Consider the following 19,873-nt stretch of genomic DNA (forward strand, 5'->3'; position numbering starts at 1 on the left):
CTACCAACCCCTCACCCCGAGACGTCCTGGGCCGGCCCAAGGGCCGACCCAGGACACACCGGTATGAGAAACTGTTCACGATGTCGTGGGACACATGTGTTCACGAAGTCCTGAGACAGCACAGCCGCTTAGAGCCGGCCGCAACGCTCACGAGCCCTGGTCAGCCCACGCGCTCGAAGATGAGGTCGTGCGAGACGCGGCCGTCCACATCGGCACGGTTCTCGAACTTGGTCACCGGGCGCCACTCGGGCCGTGGGGCCCAGCCGCCGGGCTCGTCGGCGAACTGGTTGCGCAGCGTCGGCTCGGCGGAGGCGACTTCGAGCATCTGATCGGCGTACTCCTCCCAGTCCGTCGCCATGTGGAAGGTGCCGCCGGGCGCGAGCCGCGACGCGACGAGTGCGACGAAGTCCGGCTGTACGATCCGGCGTTTGTGGTGCTTCTTTTTCGGCCACGGATCGGGAAAGTAGAGCCGCACCCCGGCCAGCGACCCGGGCTCGATGTGCTTGGTCAGCAGGATGACGGCGTCGCCGTGCAGCAGCCGCAGGTTCTTCAGCCCGAGGGTTTCCGCGCGGAGCATCAACTGCCCGAGACCGGCGTCGTACACCTCGGCGGCGACGTAGTTGGTCTCGGGCGCGGCGGCGGCGAGCTGCGACGTCGTCTCGCCCATTCCGGACCCGATTTCGAGCATGACCGGCGCGGACCGGCCGAACCAGGCGTCGAAGTCGACTGGCCCGGCCTCAAGCGAACCGACCTTCCGGCCGAGCTGCGGCCAGAGCTGCTTCCAGGCGCGCTGCTGGCCGACGGTCATCCGGCCACCGCGGTGCACGTAGCTGACCACACTGCGCAGGCGTGGCTGGTCCTCGTTTTCCAACACTCTCAACTTCCCGGTGAAGCATATGGTCAGGAAGTCGAACCTTACTTCAGCGGATCGCTTCGAACTCTCCCAGCCGCGACCGCAGCCCCGCGAGGCCGGCGACGGCGATCGGCTCGGGCGTGGTCCGGCTGTGTGCCGGGAGCAGGTCGATCCAGCCGGTGTGCCGGTCGGTGTTCAGCACCGTGGTCGGGATGGCGTGCCCGGACTTGCCGTTCTCGGACGGCATGAACTCCCAGTAGCCGGATTCGCCGTCCGCGGCCCATGGCACGTACTCCCAGCCGGGACGCGGGCCCAGCAGCTGGGCGATGCGGTCCTCGATGCGGAAGCCGTCGCGGCGTGAGTCCAGTTTTCCGGCCGACATCGCCCGGAGCCACCACGGCGCCGGGACGGGATCACCGCTGCCGCTCGACGCCCTGAACAGCGCGAGAACGTGATCTTCGGGCGCTCGATGCACCCAAGCCCGGCGGATTTCGGCGGGCCTGGTCGCGAATCCTGCGACTCGCGGTAGTTCGATCGCCTGCGACCATTCAAGGCCGAGCATGGGCTCCAACCGGGGCTGGTTCGAGGCCGTGCGGGCGGCGGGTATGGAACTTTCGACTCCTCGGCCGGCATCCACCGTCAAGAGTCACCTCCGTCTGAGCTCCGCTCCGGGAGCTATCGTCCGTGACTGCGGTTCTGACTACCCCTCTACCCAATAATGCCTGGTGAAAACGGTGAAGCTGCCTCCTGTGAGAGAAGCCACAAGCTCTTAACGTGGTCTTAATCCCCCGTCGTGAGCTAGTACACAAATTCACATCGGCGTGATCTTCACTTTTGTTACTTCGGGCAAAACGGACTCAGGCGTCCCGGCGCTGGGTCAGCAGCAAACCCGCTCCGAACAGCACGAAGCAGATGGCGGCGAAATACAGCACGTAACCGACCGGGCCCAGCGGTAGCGTCCCGAGGCTGAGCGCGTTGGTCACCAGGCTCCCGCCGACGAACTGCTGTCCGGCGAACATCGGCATCCAGACGTAGAGGTGGTGCCCGATGCCAGGGATGAGGACGGTCAGCCCCTCGACCAGCTGCGTCCACACCAGCGTCACGGCGAGGGCGGCCGCCGTGCTCCGCAGCAGCATCCCGACTCCGACCCCGAGGACTCCGGTCAGCAGGAACACCACGCCTTCACCGGCGACGGACCGCCAGTCGGCCGCGGTGGCCAGCGTCAGGTTGGCCTCCGGTTTGACCAGCATGCCCACGCCCCAGGAGCCAAAGCCGACCACCAGGCCGACCAGCCCGCACCACACCCCGACGACGGTGACCTTCGCCAGCAGCGCGGGCGCTCGCTTCGGCACCGCCTGGAAAGTGGTGCGCATGGTTCCCCAGTTGAACTCCGACGTGGCCGCCAGCACCGCGAACACCAGCATCACGGTGCGGCCGAGCGAGCCGGCGCCCTGGGTGTCGCCGACCGTGACGTCGGCCTGTTCCCCGTTAAGGCCGACCAGCGCGATGGTGAAGGCGAGCGACGCCACGATCGCGAGCCCGGTGCAGATCCACGGCGTTCGGGTGCTGAACAGTTTGATGCGTTCCGCCCGGAGGAGACTCATCGAGCGACCTCCTGGTTCTGGTTGCCGGTGTATTGGACGGCATTGCCGGTCAGCTGCAGGAAGGCCGTCTCGAGCGAGCCGCTGTCCGGCTTCAGCTCGTACAGCGTCGCGCCCGCCGCGAAGGCGAGTTCGCCCAGCGCGTCACTGTCCATATCGGACACAATGAGCGCGTCTCGGTCCTCGCTGAACTGGGCGTCACGGCTGGTGAGCGCGTCGCGCAGCTTCGGCAGATGCGGGCTGCGCACGCGGACCGTCTTCTTCGTTGCCCGCGCGATGAAGTCCTCGGTGGTGCCCTGGTAGATCAGCTCGCCGCGGCCGATCACCAGGAGGTCCTGCGCGGTCTGCGCCATCTCCGGGAGCAGGTGGGACGAGACGAACACCGTGCGGCCGTCCGCGGCCAGCCCGTGCATGAGCTGCCGGATCCACTGGATGCCTTCGGGGTCGAGGCCGTTGACCGGCTCGTCGAACAACAGCACCCGCGGGTCACCGAGTAGGGCGCCGGCGATGCCGAGGCGCTGCAGCATGCCGAGGGAGAACCCACCGGCCTTTTTCTTCGCGACGGTCGTCAGGCCGACCAGGGCCAGTACCTCGTCGACTCGGGCGTCCGGCAGGTTGTTGGTCGCCGCGATCCAGCGGAGGTGGCTACGAGCCGAGCGGCCAGGGTTGCGCCAGGTCGCGTCCAGCAGCGCGCCGACCGTCTCAAGTGGACGGTTGAGCTGCCGGTACGGCTTGCCGTCGATCTCGACGTGTCCGGAGGTGGGCGTGTCGAGGCCGAGGATCATCCGCATCGTCGTCGACTTGCCCGCGCCGTTCGGGCCGAGGAAGCCCGTCACCCGGCCGGGGTTGACCGTGAACGTCAGGTTGTTCACGGCCAGTGTGTCGCCGTACCGTTTGGTGAGCCCCTCAGCTTCGATCATGGTAGCCATCCTGCCAGCACTCGCGCACGAAAAGAGGCCCGGGCCGCCCCCCGACAGGCGTCCCGGACCGCTCTCCCCCATTTCCCCTACCGGCTCACGCCGCACCCCGATCGGCGGCGCTCACCGGAATCTTCAGGCGTCCCGCTTCTTCGCCACGGTGATCGCGATGAACAGCATCACCAGCGAGAAGCCGGCGAAGTAGGCCAGCGCCCAGCCCGGGCTCAGCGGTGAGTCGGACAGCGGCGGACCAGCGTCGGCACCGCGCACGCCGTTGGATGCGCCGTTCCCGGTAAGGAACTTCTCGGCCACGTTGAACGGCAGCCACTGGTGGATCTTGGGGCCGACGGTCGGGATGATGCTGATGAGGCCTTCCACGGCCAGCGAGTAGATCAGGATCAGCGAGAGCGCACCCGCGCTGTGCCGGATCAGGATGCCGACGGCCACCGCGATAACCGCGGCGAAGGCGAAGACGACCCCGATACCGGCGACGTTGGTCCAGTCCGCGGCGCTGTTCAGCGCCAGGTCGGCGCCGGGCTTCATCAGCTTCGAGATGCCCAAAGCACCGAAGGCGGCCAGCTCGCCGATGACGAGCGCGACCAGCGCGACCAGCGTGGTCTTGGCCACCAGCGCGGAGCCGCGGTGCGGGACGGCTTGGAAGGTCGTCTTGATGGTGTTGTAGCGGTATTCGGTGGTCACCGCGAGAGTCGCGAGGACCATGATCACCGCCATCGCGAAGGTGTGGCCGAACTCGGTGCCGGACACGGAGATGGTGTCGATCTGGTTGGACGTGCCGGTGAACAGCGCGCCGAAACCGATCGAGATCACCAACGTGATCAGCGCACACCACCACGGTGACCTCGTGGTGAACAGCTTGATGCGTTCAACTGCGAGCAGAGTCATCGTCTTCTCTTATCCTCGAATGGTCGCTGGTGGTCAGTTGGTGGGCTGCGCGAGCGGGAGCTCGGCCACGGAGTTGCCGGTGTGATATTCGACCGAGTCGCCGGTGATCTGCATGAACGCCTGCTCCAGCGAACCCACGTGCGGGCTCAGCTCGTGCAGCACGATCCCGTTGGCGGCAGCCAGTTCGCCGATCTTGTCACTGTCCATACCGGACACGATGAGCGCGGCTTCCTTGACGGCGTCGACCACCGAGGCACTCGCGGTCTGCAGCGCGGCACGCAGTTGCGGCAGTTGCGGCGACCGCACCTTGACCGTGTTCTCGGCCGCCCTCGACACGAAGTCGGTGGTGGAGCTCTGCGAGATCAACTGTCCCCTGCCGATGACGATCAGCTGCGTCGCCGTCAGCGCCATCTCCGAGAGGAGGTGGGAGGAGACGAACACCGTGCGGCCGTCGTCGGCCAGCTTGTGCATGAAGTTCCGGATCCAGAGGATGCCCTCCGGGTCGAGGCCGTTGACCGGCTCGTCGAACAGCAGCACCTCGGGGTCGCCGAGCAGCGCGGCGGCGATGCCGAGGCGCTGCGACATGCCGAGCGAGAACCCGCCGGCGCGCTTGGTGGCCACCGAGGTGAGGCCGACGGTGTCGAGGACCTCGTCGACACGGCGTGTCGGGATCTTGTTGGACTTCGCCATCCAGGCGAGGTGCGCCCGTGCGGAGCGGTTGGGGTGCACCCATTTCGCGTCCAGCAGCGCGCCGACTGTGCGCAGCGGCTGCTTGAGGTCGTGGTAGAGCTTGCCCCCGATGGTGACCTTGCCCGCGGTCGGATTGTCCAACCCGAGAATCATTCGCATAGTTGTCGACTTGCCCGCGCCGTTCGGCCCGAGAAAGCCCGTCACCTGGCCGGTCTCGACGCTGAACGACAGGTTGTTCACTGCCAGCGTCTTGCCGTAGTGCTTGGTGAGGCCGGTTGCCTCGATCATGTCTTCTCCTCGTCGTGCGGCTTCCCTCAGTGAATCCGCCGTGGTGAAGCTGGTCTCTGGTCCGCCGCGAAGCGTGTAATCGCTCGACCCCTCGACTCGCGGCTGACTCATCATGGCTGATGCGGGGCCTGGGCGCGTCATCCTCAAGGCCGAATCCGCACCCGACTTCAGACGTAGTTTGACGTGTTTCGTCACTTGCCGCGATCGGTGACAACCCTGAGGTAACCCTGATTCACCCTCGGGGTTCCTTGCGTCCATTAATGAACCGTGGTTCGATAACTCGGGTGGCCCGCCCTCGAAGCATCAGCGACGAACGTGTCCTGGCCGCCGCCGGAGCGGTGATCGCCGAGGTCGGGCCGGGGTTCACGCTCGCGCAGGTTGCGGCCGAGGCCGGGATCTCGGTGGGGACCGCCGCGCAGCGGTTCGGCTCGAAAAGCGGTCTCTTGCAAGCGCTCAGCATCGCGGTTACCCAGGACACGGTCGACCGGATGCGGGCCGCGGGGACCGGGGTCGACGGTCTGCGCGCGGCGCTCGTCGCCGTCTACGACGGGCTCGGTGACGCGGAGGCCGCCGCGAACAACCTCGGACAGCTGGGGGTCGACATCGGTGATCCGGTGCTGCGCAAGTTGCTTGGTGAGCACTTCACCGCCGTGGAAGCCGAGATTCGTTATCTGATCACGGGTTGCACCGCCGAACTGCCCGGGGCACCGGGGCCGGTGCGGGCCGCGCGGACGCTGCTGGACGTCGTCAATGGGGTGGCGCTGGACTGGTCGATCCGGCCGCGTGGACGGCTTGTCGACCGGCTGGAACAGGACATCGACGCGGTGCTGGTGGGCTGGCGCCGGGAACGGGAGGGGTAATGGCCGGAGAACTCGCCGGAGAACTCGCTGGGAAGGTAGCGGTCGTGACCGGCGCGACCAGGGGCTGCGGCCGGGCGATCGCGGTCGAGCTGGGGAGGCTGGGAGCGACGGTGTTCGTCACCGGGCGGACCACGCGCGCGACGGCGTCGCCGATGAACCGCGCGGAGACCATCGAGGAGTCGGCGGAACTGGTGGACGCCGCCGGCGGACGCGGGATCGCGGTGCGGTGTGATTTCACCTCGGTGCCGGACGTGGACGCCCTGCGGGCTCGGATCGAGTCCGAAGTAGACGGTCGGCTCGACATTCTTGTCGACGATGTCTGGGGCGGGGACCCGTTTGTCGATTTCGAGGCGTCGTACTGGGAGTCCGATTTGGACAACGCGCTGACGCTCGTGCGCAACGCCGTCGACACGCATCTGATCGCGCTGCACCGCCTGCTACCGCTCGTGGTGCGCCGTGAAGGCGGGCTCGTCATCGAGGTCACCGACGGTGACAACGACGACTACGTCGGCGCGGGGATCCCGTATTACCTGGCCAAGTGCAGCGTGCGCGCGATCGGCCGCGGTTTGGGCGCGGAGCTCGCGAAGTACGGCTGCACCGGGCTGACGGTGACGCCGGGATTCCTCCGTTCGGAAGCGATGCTGGAGCTCTTCGGCGTCACGGAAGCGACCTGGCGCGACGCCGTCGCCGCCGACGGTGGGCCCGACTTCGCCGTATCGGAATCCCCGAGCTATCTCGGCCGCGGGGTGGCCGCGCTCGCGTCGGACCCGAAGGTCGCCCGCTTCGCCGGGAAGGCGCTGGCCTCGTGGACGCTGATGCACGAGTACGGCTTCACCGACGTCGACGGCACGCGCCCGGACTTCGGCCGCTGGTTCGCCGAAGTGCACCTCGCCGGCCTCGATCCCGCCACCACCTCCCCCACCCCCTATCGATAACCCCCACCCGCAACTCGCCGTCGACTTGCTGTCTCTTAGTTTTCGAGACACCGCAACTCGCCGTCGACTTGCGATAGCTCAGAAATCGAGACATCGCAAGTCGCCGTCGAGTTGTGGTGGACAACTCGGCGTTTTCGGGGGGCTTGTGGATAGCTGACGGTTTGTTGATCTTGGAACCCTCTTCGCGGGACCCGGTTGTGCATTCTTGGATCATGATCCAACTCGACGTCATTGAGCCCGGAGACATCTCGGGGCCGTTTCTCGGCAGCCACGCCGTCAGTGAAGGTGTCCTGTCGGCGGCTCAACTCCGCTCGCCCATGTTCCGACGACTGTTTCAGAACGTGTACCTGCCAACCGGCATCCCGCTGACGCACGAGGTGAAAGCACGCGCGGCGGCTTTGATAGTTCCGGTCGACGCCGTCTTGACGGGGTGTTCGGCTGCCGCTGTGCGCGGTTTCGCCTTCGCCACGCCGGAGGATCAGGTCGAGTTTGTTGTGCCGGAGAAGGCGAAATTCCTGTGTCAGCGCGGTATGAACATCTGCCGTACGACGATCGGTGAGATCGACAGCGAATCCTGGGGAGACAACCGTATTGCCACTGACCTCAGGATGACGCTCGACATCTTGACGAATACTCGGCTTCGTCGATCGTTACCCCGGGTCGTCGGTTTCCTCGATGCCATTCTCCGTGCCGGGAAGGTTGATGTGGACGTTCTTCGTGTCCAAGTGGATTCACGTCACGACCATGGCATTGTTCGGGCCCGCCAGGCGGTTGGGCTGTCCGATCCTCGGGCGGAGTCCGTTCCCGAGTCCGAGGTTCGCGTTTGGTTGACGCTCAATGGCATGCAGCCGGAGCCGCAAGTAAACGTCTTTCACCGTGGGAAGTTCCTCGGCCGGCTGGATCTGGCTTTCCCGGAATGTAAGCTCGCCGTCGAATACGACGGTGCTTGGCACCAGGAAGACGACCAGCCCCTGCTCGACGCTCGACGAAGGGCTGCCTTCCTTGCTGCCGGTTGGGACTTTGTCGTCATCACCAAAGATCAGCTCTACGAGGATCCACAAGGCATGGTCGAGGCGGTTCGCCGTCGACTTGACATCGCAACTCGCCGTCGACTTGCGGTCTCTTAGTTTTCGAGGCATCGCAACTCGCCGTCGACTTGCGAGGGTTAGGCGAGGCCGGGGCGGGTTAGGCCGGTTTCGTAGGCGAGGACGACGGCTTGCACGCGGTCCCGCAGCCCGAGCTTCGACAGGATCCGCCCGACATGCGTCTTCACCGTCGCCTCGGACAGAAACAGCGTCTCCGCGATCTCGACGTTCGACAGTCCCTTCGCGATCAGCACCAGCACCTCGCGCTCGCGATCGGTCAGGACGTTGAGGGTCGACACGTCGCGAAGCGGCTTCCCACCCGCGCCGACGAACCGGTCGAGCAGCCTGCGGGTCACCGACGGCGACACCACGGCGTCCCCGCTCGCGACCGCACGCAGGGCCGACACCAGGTGGCTCGGCTGCGTGTCCTTCAGCAGGAATCCGCTCGCCCCGCCCTGCAACGCCGAGTACACGTACTCATCGAGGTCGAACGTCGTCATGACGAGCACCCGCGCGGTGCCCGCGTCGACAATGCGCTTTGTCGCCTCGACGCCGTCGAGCACCGGCATCCGGACGTCCATCAGCACGACGTCCGGCCGCAGCTCCTCGGCGAGTTTGATCGCCTCCTCGCCGTTGGCGGCTTCACCGACGACGTCGATGTCCTCTTGCGCACCGAGCACCATGCGGAATCCGACACGCATCAGCTCCTGGTCGTCGACGACGACAACACGAATCACTGCGCCAACCTAACCGGCAGCTTGGCGAGTACGCGCCAGCCGCCACCCGGAGCCGGTCCGACGTCGAGGGTGCCGCCGAAAACGTGGGCGCGCTCGCGCATACCGATCAATCCGTTCCCGCCGGAAACCCTGGTCAGACCGCGTTTCGGCACCAGCTCCCGGCCGGCTCCATCGTCGGTGACTTCGATCAGCACGGCGTCGGCGTCCCGCCGCAGCCGGACGGACGCGGACGCCCCACGCCCCGCGTGCTTGAGCGTGTTCGTCAGCGATTCCTGCACGATCCGGTAGACCCCGAGCGACACCCCGATCGGCAGCTCGCCGAGGTCCTCGTCGATCTCGAGCCGCACCTCGACCCCGGCCGTCCGGACGCGCTCGGCGAGCTCGCCCACCGAAGCCGCGTTGGGCTGTGGAACGCGCGGCTCCCCGCCGGGGTCGTCGTTGCGCAGCACGTCGAGCAGGCTGCGCAGCTCGGCGAGCGCGCCGCGGCCGGTGTCGGAAATAGTCCGCACCGCGCGTTCGGCGAGTTCTGGGTCGGACCGGATCGCGTAGGACGCTCCGTCGGCCTGGACGACCATGACGCTCACCGCGTGCGCCACGACGTCGTGCAGCTCCCGCGCGATGCGGCTGCGTTCGTCGTTGACGGCGATCTTGGTGGCTTGGTCGCGTTCGGTCTCCAGCAGGTGCAACCTGGCCTCCACTTCGACGTCGTACGCGCGCCGCGCGCCGACAAACTCGCCGAGCACCCAGCACAAGGCCAGCCCGAGCGCGATGACGATCGCGCTGAGCACGATCTCGTTCTCCGGGCCGAGGACGACCTGGATCCCCGTTTCGACCACCAGCACCAGCAGGAACCCGAGCCCGTTGCGCCGCCCGGAGTAGACCAGCACCGTGTAGAGCGCGATGATCTCGGCGAACGAGCTGGCGAAGCCGACGGTCAGGATGGCGTGCGGGATGCTGATCGCCAGCAGCAGGTACGCCGTCAGCACCGGTCGTCGGCGGCGCCACACCAGCGGCGCCACGGTGGCGATGTCCAGCGGGACGATGACGAACCACGGCGTGGAATGCCCGCTGTCGCCGAGGGAGAACAGCAGGTCGAAGAGTCCGAGTAGGACGGCGATCAAGCTGTCCCCAGCCATGGGGTGTGCCCGCATCCACAGGCTGAGCCGTCTCACCACCTCACAGTAGGTCGTCACCCGGCGTCCGCGCGTCGTCCGGCGGTAGCACCTTCGGTGCGACCAGAGGATGACTGGCATGGCACGATTCGTGGAGGCGTGAAATACGCGTACGCATTCGAGGGGGCACGACGGCTGTGACTTCGGGGACTTCGGCGACCGATCAGGGGCGGCTGGCGGGTCCGCTGTCGCAGTCGGTCGCCAACCTGTGCCTCCGCCTGCAGCCGCAGGTGTCCCCGCGCACGGCCGCGGGCTTCGCCGAAGTGCTGCGCCGGCTGGGCGGTCCGCTGCAGGTCGCCGTCGCCGGGCGGATCAAGTCCGGGAAGTCGACGCTGGTCAACGCCCTGATCGGACGCCGGGTCGCGCCGACGGACGTCGGTGAGTGCACCCGCCTGGTCACCCGGTTCCAGTACGGCACGGTCGACCGGGTCGAGGTCGTCTTCAACGACGGCCACAAGCAGGTGCTGCCGTTCGCCGCGGACGGGATGATCCCGGCAGAGCTCGGCGTGAACATCGAAGAGGTCTCCCACATCGAGGCTTACCTGACCAACGCCGTGCTCCAGGGCATGACCGTGATCGACACGCCCGGCCTCGGCTCGCTCGACGCCGCATCGGTCTCCCGGACCGAGGAGTTGCTCGGCGCGGCGAAGCACCGCAAGGACCCGGACAGCGACGACCCGGAGAGCGAAGACGACCTCGACGACACATCGCGCAGCGCCGTCGCGGGTGCCGAAGCCGTGCTCTACGTCGTGACCCAGGGCGTCCGGGCGGACGACCAGCAGGCGCTAGCCGCGTTCACCGCCGCGACGGCGAGCCGCGAAGCGGGCCCGGTGAACGCCATCGCGGTGCTGAACAAGGCCGACACGATCGCGCCCGAGTCCGTGCCCGGCTCCGACGGCGACATCTGGAAGGCTGCGACCCTGCTCGCCGGCAAGCAGGCGTCGACCCTCAAACCCCGCGTCGCCGACGTCCTGCCGGTGATCGGCCTGATCGCCGAGTCGGCGGAGTCGGGCGGGTTCACCTCCGCCGACGCCGAAGCGCTCAAGAAACTGTCGACAATGGACGACTCGATCCTCGAAATGATGTTGATCTCCGCGGACATCTTCACCACCTGGGAATGCGAAGTGCCGTCGGGCACCCGCCAGCGGCTGCTGGAGAAGCTGGACCTTTTCGGCATCAGCCAGGCGGTGAAGACGATCAGGGCGGAGCCCGAGATCACCGCCGGCTCGCTGCGGCGGGTGCTGCTCGACGCCTCCGGGCTGGCCGCGGTCCGCGCCCGGCTCGACATCGTGTTCGCGGCCCGCGCGGACGGCATCAAGGCCGCTGCCGCGCTCGCTTCGGTGACGGCGTTGGCCCACGCGTCCGGCGATCCCGGCGAGCGCCAGCGCGTGCACGACGCGATCGAGGTCCTGCTGGCGAAGCCCGAGGCACACCAGTTGCGGCTGCTCGAAGCGCTCACGCTGGTGGCATCGGGGGCGGTCGACATGCCGGAGGACCTGACCGAGGAAGTCCTCCGGGTCGGCAGCAACGCCGACATCGGCGCGCAGCTGGGCAAGCCGGGCGGAAGCCGGGCCGAACTCGCCCCGTTCGCGCTCGAACGGGCCGGCTGGTGGCGTTCGTTCGCCTCGTTCGGCGCAACGCCGGCGCAAAGCCGTGTCGCCCATGTAGTCCATCGGGCTTATTTCTTGATCTGGCAGCAGATCAGGGAAGTTTGACCACTCTTTCGCCGCGCCCGTTCTGGTTATTCTGGACCCATGCGGTTCAAGGGCGGGGTGGCGTGGGAAGTGCGCTGGGGTCGCGAGCTCGAAGTCGACACCGCGCTCTACATCCGTGATGCCCTCGCGCTGCCGGTCGAGCCCGATCAGTGGCTGCCGCCGGTCGAGCCCGCCGTCCCGGTCAGCGTTCCGCCAGGGGTCGACCGGGCCGGTGTCCAGCGGGAATGGCCGGCCTGGTGGGCCGAGGTGCTCGAGTTCGCCCGGTTCCAGCGTGACGTCGAGCCCGCCCGGCTCCTCGGCGCGCGACCCAGTCAGGCACTGGTCGAGGGATCCGCGCTGCACACCGCCATCGCCGCGTTCCAAGGGCAGGCCGCCCGGCATTCCGACGGCGCGCATCCACCCCGGCTCTCGATGAACATCACCGACCTGGTGCGGGAGTTCGAGGGCATCCGCGGCCGTCGGGCGAACCCGTTCAAACTCGTCGTCACCGAAGTGTCGGTGGCCGGGCACGTCTGGCGTCGCCTCGCTGAAGATCACGTCCTCGTGTCGGTCCGCTTCGCCGATGACGAAGGCGTATTCGGTACCGCCTTGCGGAGGCTGCTTCGCGAGCTTGTTTGAGCATTTCGCCCCCCGATTCCGGCCCACTCGATCACACTGGTGGAATTCAGGCAGCGGAAACAGGAGGTTTCCGGCGGGGACGGGGTGGTAGCGGTGGCTTCCTGGAGGCAAGGCGACGTCGAGGAGCCGGAGAACCCGGACGACGTGCCGACCGGGCAGATCGCGGCCGCCAGCATCGCTCAGTTCATCAAGGAGACAGACGGAACCGCGACCGAGCCCGTCGCGTCGGAACCCACTGTGGAACCCCTAGTGGCTGTCTCCGTTCCGGCAAACCCCGAGGCCGACTCCGAGCAGGGTGAGCTGGACAAGGCCCTTGCCGACAGGCGGGCGCTGATCCACCTCTGCCTCTACGCCCTCGACCGGGCCCGCAGCACCGGGGTCGTCGAGCGCCTCGAACACGGCCTCGCCGAGATCGGCGTGCGCGCGCTGCGTCCCGATGGTGACCGGTTCGATCCCGCCGTGCACGAGGCCGGCGGCGCGATGCCGACGGACGACCCGGCGCGCGACGGCACGGTCGCCGAGACCGAGGTCGTCGGCTTCGCCGATCAGGACAAGCTGCTGCGCGCGCCGATCGTGATCGTCTACACGAAGCGCTCCGCGTGAGCGCCCCCACCGGCGTTCCCAGCCTGCCCGCGCAGGTCAAGAACGCGCGTGAGCAGCTGCTCACGGTGTTGCGCGACGCCGATCCGGACGCCGCCAAATGGGTCGACGACGTCCGGCGCGCCCGGCCGAAGAAGCCGTCCGTGGTGGTCGTCGGCGAGACCAACCGGGGTAAGAGTTCGCTGGTCAACGCGCTGCTCGCGACACCTGGGCTGTCCCCGGTCGACGCCGACGTCGCGACCGCCACCTACCTCGTTTTCTCCCACGCCGAGCATTGGGGCGCGCAGGCTTGTTACCCCGGGCAGTTCGCTCCGGTGCCGATCAACCTCGCCGAGCTGGTCAACTGGGTGTCGGTCGGGCACGACCTGCCGGAAGGGCAGCTGCCGCCGCGCTACGTCGAGGTGTCCGGCCCGGTGCCGCTCCTCGAACGGGTGTCGATCGTCGACACGCCTGGCGTCGGCGGCCTGGACTCGATGCACGGCGAGCTGGCGATGGAAGCCGCCGCGAACGCCACCGCGCTGCTGTTCGTGGTCGACGCGTCCGCGCCGTTCACCTCCGGTGAGCTCCAGTTCCTGCGCAACGTCGGCGACCGCGTCGAAACCGTGCTGTTCGCGCTGTCCAAGACCGACGGTTTCCGCGGCTGGCGGGAGGTGCTCGAGGCGAACAAACTGCTGCTCGCCGAGTACGCGCCGCGGTTCGCCGACGCCGTGTTCCACCCGGTTTCCGCGCGCATGTTCGAGATGGCGTCCTTGCAGGCCAACCAGCAGGCCGCGACGATGCTGCGCGAGCGGTCCGGCATCGGCGCGTTGCAGGGCGCGCTGCAGGAGATGCTGGTCGGGCGGTCGGCCATGCTGGGTGAGGCCAACACGCTGCGCGCGCTGTCCAGCGCCTTGGGCGAGCAGAAAGCCAAGCTGCAGGCCGAGAGCCGCGCGTTGTCGGCGGGCGAGGCCGAGGCCGAGAAGCTCCGCGAGCGCCGGGACAAGCTGACGGCCGAGCGCCGGACGTCGACCCGCGGCTGGCAGCTGAAACTGCGCAGCGAGATCCAGCGGACCCGGCTGGAGGTGGGGCACGAGTGCAGCCGGCAGATGCGGGACGCGCAGACCCACTTCCGGCAGGTGATCGAGGCGGCGAAGCGCGAGCAGCTGCAGGCCTTGCCGCAAGAGGTCGACATCGCGTTGCAGACGACGTCGCAGCGCGTGTCGATGCTGCTGTCGGAGCGCCTCAACCGCGTGACCAACGTGGCGTTGTCCGAGCTGTTCTCCGCCGAGGAGCTCGACGTCATCCGCGCGCAGTTCGCCAGGGCGGGTGGGCCGCCGGTGGTGCTGCGCCCGCCGGAGAAGAAGCCGCCGACCGCCGAGGACAAGCTCCTCGTGTTCATGGGCATTTCGGGCGGGGTCGGGGCGGGCAAGATCGCCGCGCTGCCGCTGGCCGGGATCGCGATCCTCAACCCGGTGGTGCTGCCTGCCACGATCATCATCGGACTGGGCGCGGGCTGGTGGATGGCGCGCACGCGCAAGCACGCCGCCGACAAGCAGCACACCAAGCAGTGGCTGGTCGAGGCGATCGCGGACGCGCGCAGCATGCTGGACCAGCTGGTCGCCGAGCAGCTGATCGAGGCCGAGCAGCAGCTGTCGATGGCGCTCGACGAGGCGCTGGGGCGCCGGATCGAGGCCATCGAGACCGAGCTCAAGGAAGTCGACAAGACGATCAAGATGGACGCGCAGGAGCGGTCGAAGAAGATCTCGGTGGTCAGCAAACGTTTGCGCGAGGTGTCCGACGGCCGGGACCGGGCGGAGTCCTTCCTCGGGCGGATGCGGTCGCTCAGGTAGCACCGGGCGAGTGTTGTGGGCGGGAACCGAACGGGCTTACGGTGAGTCATAGGCTTTGACAGGACCGGCGGAGGCTGGGTCTCCAACCGGCAAATCAGAGGGGAAGTTCACCGTGTGGGTCGACGACAGCAACGGAACGGACGCTGACGCCAGCAGTACGGCGGGGATGGAAGTCCACGTCGACGGCCAGGACTACCACGCTGACGTCAACTACGACTCCGACCACGACGGGGTGAACGACACCGCCATCGTCGAGCACGACGACGGCACCGCGCAGGAGTTCATCGACACGAACCACGACGGTGTCGCCGACGAGTACATCCACCTCGACGCCCAGGGCAATACCGACGTCGACGCGCACTACGACAACGCCAGCGGTCAGTGGGTCGGTGGGTCGAGCGGCGGTACCGGTGGCGACTCGGGCGGCACGGACACCTCCGCCGGCCAGGCCGGGGACATGCACGCCGACCTGCCGGACGGCTCGGCCGACGTCGGGCACGCGACGGTGGACACGAACAACGACGGGGTCGCGGACACCGCCATCGTGCACTTCGACGACGGGTCCGTCGGTTCGTACACCGACAAGGACGGCGACGGTCAGGCAGACGTCATCGTCGAGCTGTCTCCCGACGGCACGACGACGACCTACGAGCACACCGGCGACCACCAGTGGACCGAGGTCGGCGGCGCCGGTGGTGCCGTCGCCGAGACGCCCTCCCACGTTGCCGCCGACAGCGACGCTACGTGGGGCAGCGGCGGGACGGACGTCCTCGAAGGCGTCGCGAAGATCGATTCCGCGACGGGTCAGTGGATCAGCCAAAACTAGCCACGCTTTGGTAAAAATGTAACGCAGGACACTCGCGCGAGGGCCCGTCACGGATCCGTGACGGGCCCTCGCGTCTTTCCGGACTACGTCACGTGAGACCCCGGTCACCGGAGGATTTCCACTGATGGAGCATTCGGACGAGAACTGAATCGATTCCTTTATCGTTCTTGTGAGAGAACTGACAGGACAGCTCTCGGCTACCTGCTGGTCATCGGGTTACGCTCGGGGAATCCCAAATTCAGCACACCGGTTTTTCCGCCGGTGTGCGAAGCCATTCGGTCGCCGGCAGAGTCGCCCGTACCAGGACAGCGTCGTCTCAGGTGCGGGTTTTTGTCGTCGGAGTCAGGAGAAGAGAGATGACTGCAGTAGCCATCCCCGGACTGGACATCGCGCCGACGACGCACAGTCGCGTGCTGTCGTGGGTACGGGAGGTCGCCGAGCTGACCAACCCCGACCGTGTGGTTTGGGTGGACGGCTCCGACGAGGAAGCCGCACGGATCAACGCGGAACTCGTTGCAGCCGGCACTTTTGTGCCGCTGAAGTCGAAGCCCAACTCGTTCTGGGCGACCTCCGACCCCAATGACGTCGCCCGGGTCGAGGACCGCACCTTCATCTGTTCGAAGGACGAGGACGACGCCGGCCCGACGAACAACTGGATGCACCCGGCCGAGATGAAGGCCACCATGACCGAGCTCTACCGAGGCTCGATGCGTGGTCGCACGATGTACGTCATCCCCTTCTGCATGGGCCCGCTCGCCGACGAGAACCCCAAGCTGGGCTTGGAAATCACCGACTTCGCCTACGTAGTCGCCTCGATGCGCGTGATGACCCGCGCGGGTGCCGCCGCGCTGGAGAAGTTCATCGACGCCGACGGCAACGAGCGTGACTTCGTGCCCGCGCTGCACTCCGTCGGCGCGCCGCTCGAAGAGGGTCAGGAAGACGTCGCCTGGCCCTGCAACACCACGAAGTACATCAGCCATTTCCCCGAGGAGCGCCTGATCTGGAGCTACGGCTCGGGTTACGGCGGAAACTCCTTGCTGGGCAAGAAGTGCTACTCGCTGCGCATCGGTTCGGTGATCGCCAGGGACGAGGGCTGGCTGGCCGAGCACATGCTGATCCTCAAGCTGATCTCGCCCGAGGACAAGGTCCACTACGTCGCGGCCGCGTTCCCCAGCGCCTGCGGCAAGACGAACCTCGCGATGCTGCAGCCGACGATTCCGGGCTGGCGCGCGGAAACCCTTGGTGACGACATCGCGTGGATGCGGTTCGGCGAGGACGGCCGGCTCTACGCGGTCAACCCGGAGTTCGGTTTCTTCGGCGTCGCCCCGGGCACCGACTGGCACACCAACCCGAACGCGATGCGCACCATCGAGAAGGGCAATACGGTCTTCACCAACGTCGCGCTGACCGACGACGGTGACATCTGGTGGGAGGGCATGGAAAACAAGCCCGCCCACGCCACTTCCTGGAAGCACCAGGACTGGACGCCGGATTCGGAAACCCCCGCCGCCCACCCGAACTCGCGGTACTGCACGCCGATGTCGCAGTGCCCGATCCTCGCGCCGGAATGGGACGACCCGAAGGGCGTGCCGATCTCGGCGATCCTGTTCGGCGGCCGCCGCAAGACCACCGTCCCGCTGGTGAACGAGGCCCGCGACTGGCAGCACGGCGTGTTCATGGGCGCCACCATGTCTTCGGAGACCACCGCCGCCGCCGCGGGCGCGGTCGGCAACGTCCGGCGCGACCCGATGGCGATGCTGCCGTTCCTCGGCTACCACGCCGGTGACTACTTCAAGCACTGGCTGGACCTCGGCAAGAACGCGGACGCGGCGAAGCTGCCGAAGGTGTTCTACGTGAACTGGTTCCGCCGCGGCGACGACAAGCGCTTCCTGTGGCCTGGATTCGGTGAGAACTCCCGCGTGCTGAAGTGGGTCATCGAGCGGGTCGAAGGCAAGGGCAACGCCGTCGAGACCCCGATCGGCTTCTCGCCGACCGCGGCCGATCTCGACACCGACGGCCTGTCGGAGCCGATCGCGGACATCCAGGCCGCGCTCGACGTCGACCCGGCGGAGTGGCGCCAGGAGATCCCGCTCATCGAGGAGTGGTTCGCGAAGATCGGCGACCGCGTCCCGTCCGCCCTCCGCGACGAACTCGAAACCCTGAAGCAGAACCTCGCCTGACGCTGTACCTCGCCTGACGCCGTACCGACGTTCCCTCGGGGCCACCCCCGTGGCGTTCAACGCCACAGGGGTGGCCCCGAGGGGTCTTTGGACCCCCAACCCGCGCGCGGAACGTCATCCCATCGTGTAGTCAGGAGTCATGACCGAAAAACCGTTCCGCTTCGGAGTCAACCTGGTTGTGCCGTCCTCTCGCGACGAGTGGGTGGCGAAATGCCGCAGAGCCGAAGAGCTGGGCTACGACGTCATCGGGGTCGCCGACCACCTCGGTATGCCGGCCCCGTTCCCCGCGCTGATCCTCGCCGCTGAGGCGACCGAACGCCCACGGCTCACGACGTACGTGCTCAACGCGCCGTTCTACAACCCGACCCTGCTCGCCCGCGAGGTCACCAGCACCGACCAGTTCACCGACGGGCGGCTCGAGCTCGGCCTCGGCGCCGGGTACGTCAAGGCCGAGTTCGACGAGGCCGGCTTGCCCTTCCCCCGCGCGGGGGAGCGGGTCGACCACCTCGAACGCACGGTCCTGGAGCTGCAGCGCCGGTACGCCGATCCCGAGCACCGGCCGCAACCCACGCAGAAGCCCGGTCCGCCGCTGTTGCTCGCCGGTCGCGGCGACAGGCTGCTCAGCCTCGCCGCCGAACACGCCGACATCATCGGGTTCACCGGTGCCGCGCCCGGCAACGAGGGCGGCAGGCCACGTTTCGCCGCCGCCGAAGCGCTCGACGAGCGGGTCGAGTTCGTCCGGAACAGGCTCGGCGGTCGCGAGGTGGAGTTCAACGTCATCGTCTTCCGCGTAGTGATCACGGACAACCGCGCGGCCGCGCTCGACGAAGCAACCGCGATGTTCGCCGGCCTGACCGCTGCCCAACTCGGCGAGATGCCCATCGTGCAATTCGGCACCCCGGAACAAGTCGCCGAGCAGATCCGGGTGAACCGAAAGCGTTTCGGCTTCACCTACCTGACCGTTTCCGAGTCCGACCTTGAAGCGTTTGCCCCGGTCATCGGGCTACTGCGATGACTTTTCGGGCAAAGAAGTCTGCGTTTTTGCATACCCTGCGCGAACCCCGAATTGATCTAGGATCAGCCTTGTGACTGCCGAAACCACCGAAACCTCCTTTGCCACCACTGTCGTCGATGCCATGGAACAGACCACCGGGAAATATCCGGGCTATCGCCGGGCGCATGCCCGGGGTGTCTGCTTCCAGGGCACGTTCACCCCAAACGGTGAAGCTTCCCGGCTGACCACCGCCGCGCACCTGCAGACGTCCCCGGTCCCGGTGACCGTCCGCTTCTCGAACTCCAACGGCAGCCCCAGCGTCGCGGACGGCAACCGCGCGGGCCGCGGCATGGCCGTGCGCTTCCACCTTCCGGACGGCACGGACACCGACATCATTTCGGTCAACCTGCCCGTTTTCATCGCCTCTTCGCCGGAGCACTTCCTCAACCTGCTCGGCGCGCTGCAGAAGGACCCGGTCACCGGCGTGGCAGACCCGGCCAAGCTGCAGGCGTACTTGGGCGCGAACCCGGAGGCCATTCCCGGCTTCGGCGAGGTCGCCCAGATGCCGATCCCGGTCAGCTACGGCACCGCGAAGTACTGGGCCATCCACGCTTTCAACTTCGTCAACTCGGCCAAGCACCAGGCGATCCGGTACCGCTGGGAGCCGGACCTGGGCCTGCAGGAGCTCTCCGAGGCCGAGGCCGCGACGAAGTCGGCCGAGTACCTGACCGAGGAGCTCCCGGAGCGTCTCGCGAAGGGCCCGGTCGGGTTCACCCTGCGGATCCAGCTCGCCGAGCCGGGCGACCCGACGAACGACGCCACGAAGCAGTGGCCCGCGGACCGGACCGAGCTCGTCGTCGGCCGCCTCGAGATCGTCGAGCCGGTCGAGGACCAGGCGCACTGGGCCGCGCAGGTTTTCGACCCCGCCCGGATCACCCCCGGCGTCGAGCTCGGCGACGACCCGATCCCGGCGTTCCGCAGCCTCGCGTACGCCGTCTCCTTCGGACGTCGTTCGCACAACGAGTAAGGCCAGCCGAATAAGCCCAGAGCCAGCTGCCGATTGTCCTTGA

General features: G+C 67.5%; 19 protein-coding genes. 11 read left to right on the forward strand and 8 right to left on the reverse strand.

Annotation, left to right across the window (positions count from 1 at the left end):
• Positions 1-160: 160 nt before the first annotated feature.
• From trmB to JWQ81_RS27045, 6 genes are all read right to left on the reverse strand, one after another.
• On the reverse strand, positions 161-871 hold the full coding sequence (trmB, locus tag JWQ81_RS27020; RefSeq protein ID WP_297545943.1) for a tRNA (guanosine(46)-N7)-methyltransferase TrmB: 711 nt from the start codon (positions 869-871) through the stop codon (positions 161-163).
• A gap of 49 nt (positions 872-920) precedes the next feature.
• Positions 921-1,415 carry a hypothetical protein gene (locus JWQ81_RS27025; RefSeq protein WP_297545811.1) on the reverse strand — a complete coding sequence of 165 codons (495 nt, stop codon included), beginning with the start codon at positions 1,413-1,415 and terminating at the stop codon, positions 921-923.
• 295 nt (positions 1,416-1,710) lie between these two features.
• Positions 1,711-2,457, reverse strand: a complete 747-nt coding sequence (locus JWQ81_RS27030) for a hypothetical protein (protein WP_297545813.1) — start codon at positions 2,455-2,457, stop codon at positions 1,711-1,713.
• On the reverse strand, positions 2,454-3,374 hold the full coding sequence (locus tag JWQ81_RS27035; protein WP_297545815.1) for an ATP-binding cassette domain-containing protein: 921 nt from the start codon (positions 3,372-3,374) through the stop codon (positions 2,454-2,456). Before JWQ81_RS27035 ends, JWQ81_RS27030 begins: the two co-directional genes overlap by 4 nt.
• 132 nt (positions 3,375-3,506) lie before the next feature.
• On the reverse strand, positions 3,507-4,274 hold the full coding sequence (locus JWQ81_RS27040) for an ABC transporter permease (RefSeq protein WP_297545817.1): 768 nt from the start codon (positions 4,272-4,274) through the stop codon (positions 3,507-3,509).
• A gap of 33 nt (positions 4,275-4,307) precedes the next feature.
• A complete protein-coding gene (locus JWQ81_RS27045; RefSeq protein ID WP_297545819.1) occupies positions 4,308-5,252 on the reverse strand; it encodes an ABC transporter ATP-binding protein in 945 nt (314 codons plus the stop codon).
• Positions 5,253-5,536: 284 nt separating this feature from the next.
• On the opposite strand from JWQ81_RS27045, the gene JWQ81_RS27050 reads away from it, so the two are divergent.
• The 3 genes from JWQ81_RS27050 to JWQ81_RS27060 all read left to right on the forward strand — a co-directional run bounded on the left by JWQ81_RS27050 (position 5,537) and on the right by JWQ81_RS27060 (position 8,174).
• Positions 5,537-6,112, forward strand: a complete 576-nt coding sequence (locus tag JWQ81_RS27050; RefSeq protein WP_297545821.1) for a TetR/AcrR family transcriptional regulator — start codon at positions 5,537-5,539, stop codon at positions 6,110-6,112.
• Positions 6,112-7,047: an SDR family oxidoreductase gene (locus JWQ81_RS27055; RefSeq protein WP_297545823.1), complete on the forward strand. Its 936-nt coding sequence runs from the start codon at positions 6,112-6,114 to the stop codon at positions 7,045-7,047. Before JWQ81_RS27050 ends, JWQ81_RS27055 begins: the two co-directional genes overlap by 1 nt.
• Positions 7,048-7,259: 212 nt before the next feature.
• Positions 7,260-8,174, forward strand: a complete 915-nt coding sequence (locus JWQ81_RS27060) for a DUF559 domain-containing protein (protein ID WP_297545825.1) — start codon at positions 7,260-7,262, stop codon at positions 8,172-8,174.
• A gap of 38 nt (positions 8,175-8,212) precedes the next feature.
• On the opposite strand, the gene JWQ81_RS27065 is transcribed toward JWQ81_RS27060, so the two are convergent.
• Together JWQ81_RS27065 and JWQ81_RS27070 are read right to left on the reverse strand one after the other, a co-directional pair.
• Positions 8,213-8,869, reverse strand: a complete 657-nt coding sequence (locus tag JWQ81_RS27065; RefSeq protein ID WP_297545827.1) for a response regulator transcription factor — start codon at positions 8,867-8,869, stop codon at positions 8,213-8,215.
• Positions 8,866-10,005, reverse strand: a complete 1,140-nt coding sequence (locus JWQ81_RS27070) for a sensor histidine kinase (protein ID WP_297545944.1) — start codon at positions 10,003-10,005, stop codon at positions 8,866-8,868. The genes JWQ81_RS27065 and JWQ81_RS27070 overlap by 4 nt, the downstream gene beginning before the upstream one ends.
• Positions 10,006-10,178: 173 nt before the next feature.
• Here JWQ81_RS27070 and JWQ81_RS27075 point away from each other — a divergent pair, with 173 nt between their 5' ends.
• The 8 genes from JWQ81_RS27075 to JWQ81_RS27110 all read left to right on the forward strand — a co-directional run bounded on the left by JWQ81_RS27075 (position 10,179) and on the right by JWQ81_RS27110 (position 19,830).
• The gene (locus JWQ81_RS27075; RefSeq protein ID WP_297545829.1) at positions 10,179-11,756 is read left to right on the forward strand and encodes a dynamin family protein; all 1,578 of its coding nucleotides are present in this window, start codon (positions 10,179-10,181) and stop codon (positions 11,754-11,756) included.
• Positions 11,757-11,795: 39 nt separating this feature from the next.
• Positions 11,796-12,374: a hypothetical protein gene (locus tag JWQ81_RS27080; protein ID WP_297545831.1), complete on the forward strand. Its 579-nt coding sequence runs from the start codon at positions 11,796-11,798 to the stop codon at positions 12,372-12,374.
• An 84-nt stretch (positions 12,375-12,458) separates the two neighbouring features.
• Positions 12,459-12,977 (forward strand): nucleotide exchange factor GrpE, encoded by a 519-nt coding sequence (grpE, locus tag JWQ81_RS27085; RefSeq protein ID WP_297545945.1) that lies wholly within the window; start codon positions 12,459-12,461, stop codon positions 12,975-12,977.
• Positions 12,974-14,803 (forward strand): dynamin family protein, encoded by a 1,830-nt coding sequence (locus JWQ81_RS27090; protein ID WP_297545833.1) that lies wholly within the window; start codon positions 12,974-12,976, stop codon positions 14,801-14,803. Before grpE ends, JWQ81_RS27090 begins: the two co-directional genes overlap by 4 nt.
• 112 nt (positions 14,804-14,915) lie before the next feature.
• Positions 14,916-15,629 carry a hypothetical protein gene (locus tag JWQ81_RS27095; protein WP_297545835.1) on the forward strand — a complete coding sequence of 238 codons (714 nt, stop codon included), beginning with the start codon at positions 14,916-14,918 and terminating at the stop codon, positions 15,627-15,629.
• A 356-nt stretch (positions 15,630-15,985) separates the two neighbouring features.
• Entirely contained in the window at positions 15,986-17,809 is a 1,824-nt protein-coding gene (locus tag JWQ81_RS27100) for a phosphoenolpyruvate carboxykinase (GTP) (RefSeq protein ID WP_297545837.1), read from the forward strand.
• Positions 17,810-17,948: 139 nt separating this feature from the next.
• The gene (locus JWQ81_RS27105; RefSeq protein ID WP_297545839.1) at positions 17,949-18,824 is read left to right on the forward strand and encodes an LLM class F420-dependent oxidoreductase; all 876 of its coding nucleotides are present in this window, start codon (positions 17,949-17,951) and stop codon (positions 18,822-18,824) included.
• Positions 18,825-18,894: 70 nt separating this feature from the next.
• Complete coding sequence (locus JWQ81_RS27110) at positions 18,895-19,830, forward strand: catalase family peroxidase (protein WP_297545841.1); 936 nt, start codon at positions 18,895-18,897, stop codon at positions 19,828-19,830.
• Positions 19,831-19,873: the final 43 nt, after the last annotated feature.

The sequence above is a fragment of the Amycolatopsis sp. genome (genome assembly GCF_025464955.1).
Classification (GTDB): Bacteria; Actinomycetota; Actinomycetes; order Mycobacteriales; family Pseudonocardiaceae; genus Amycolatopsis.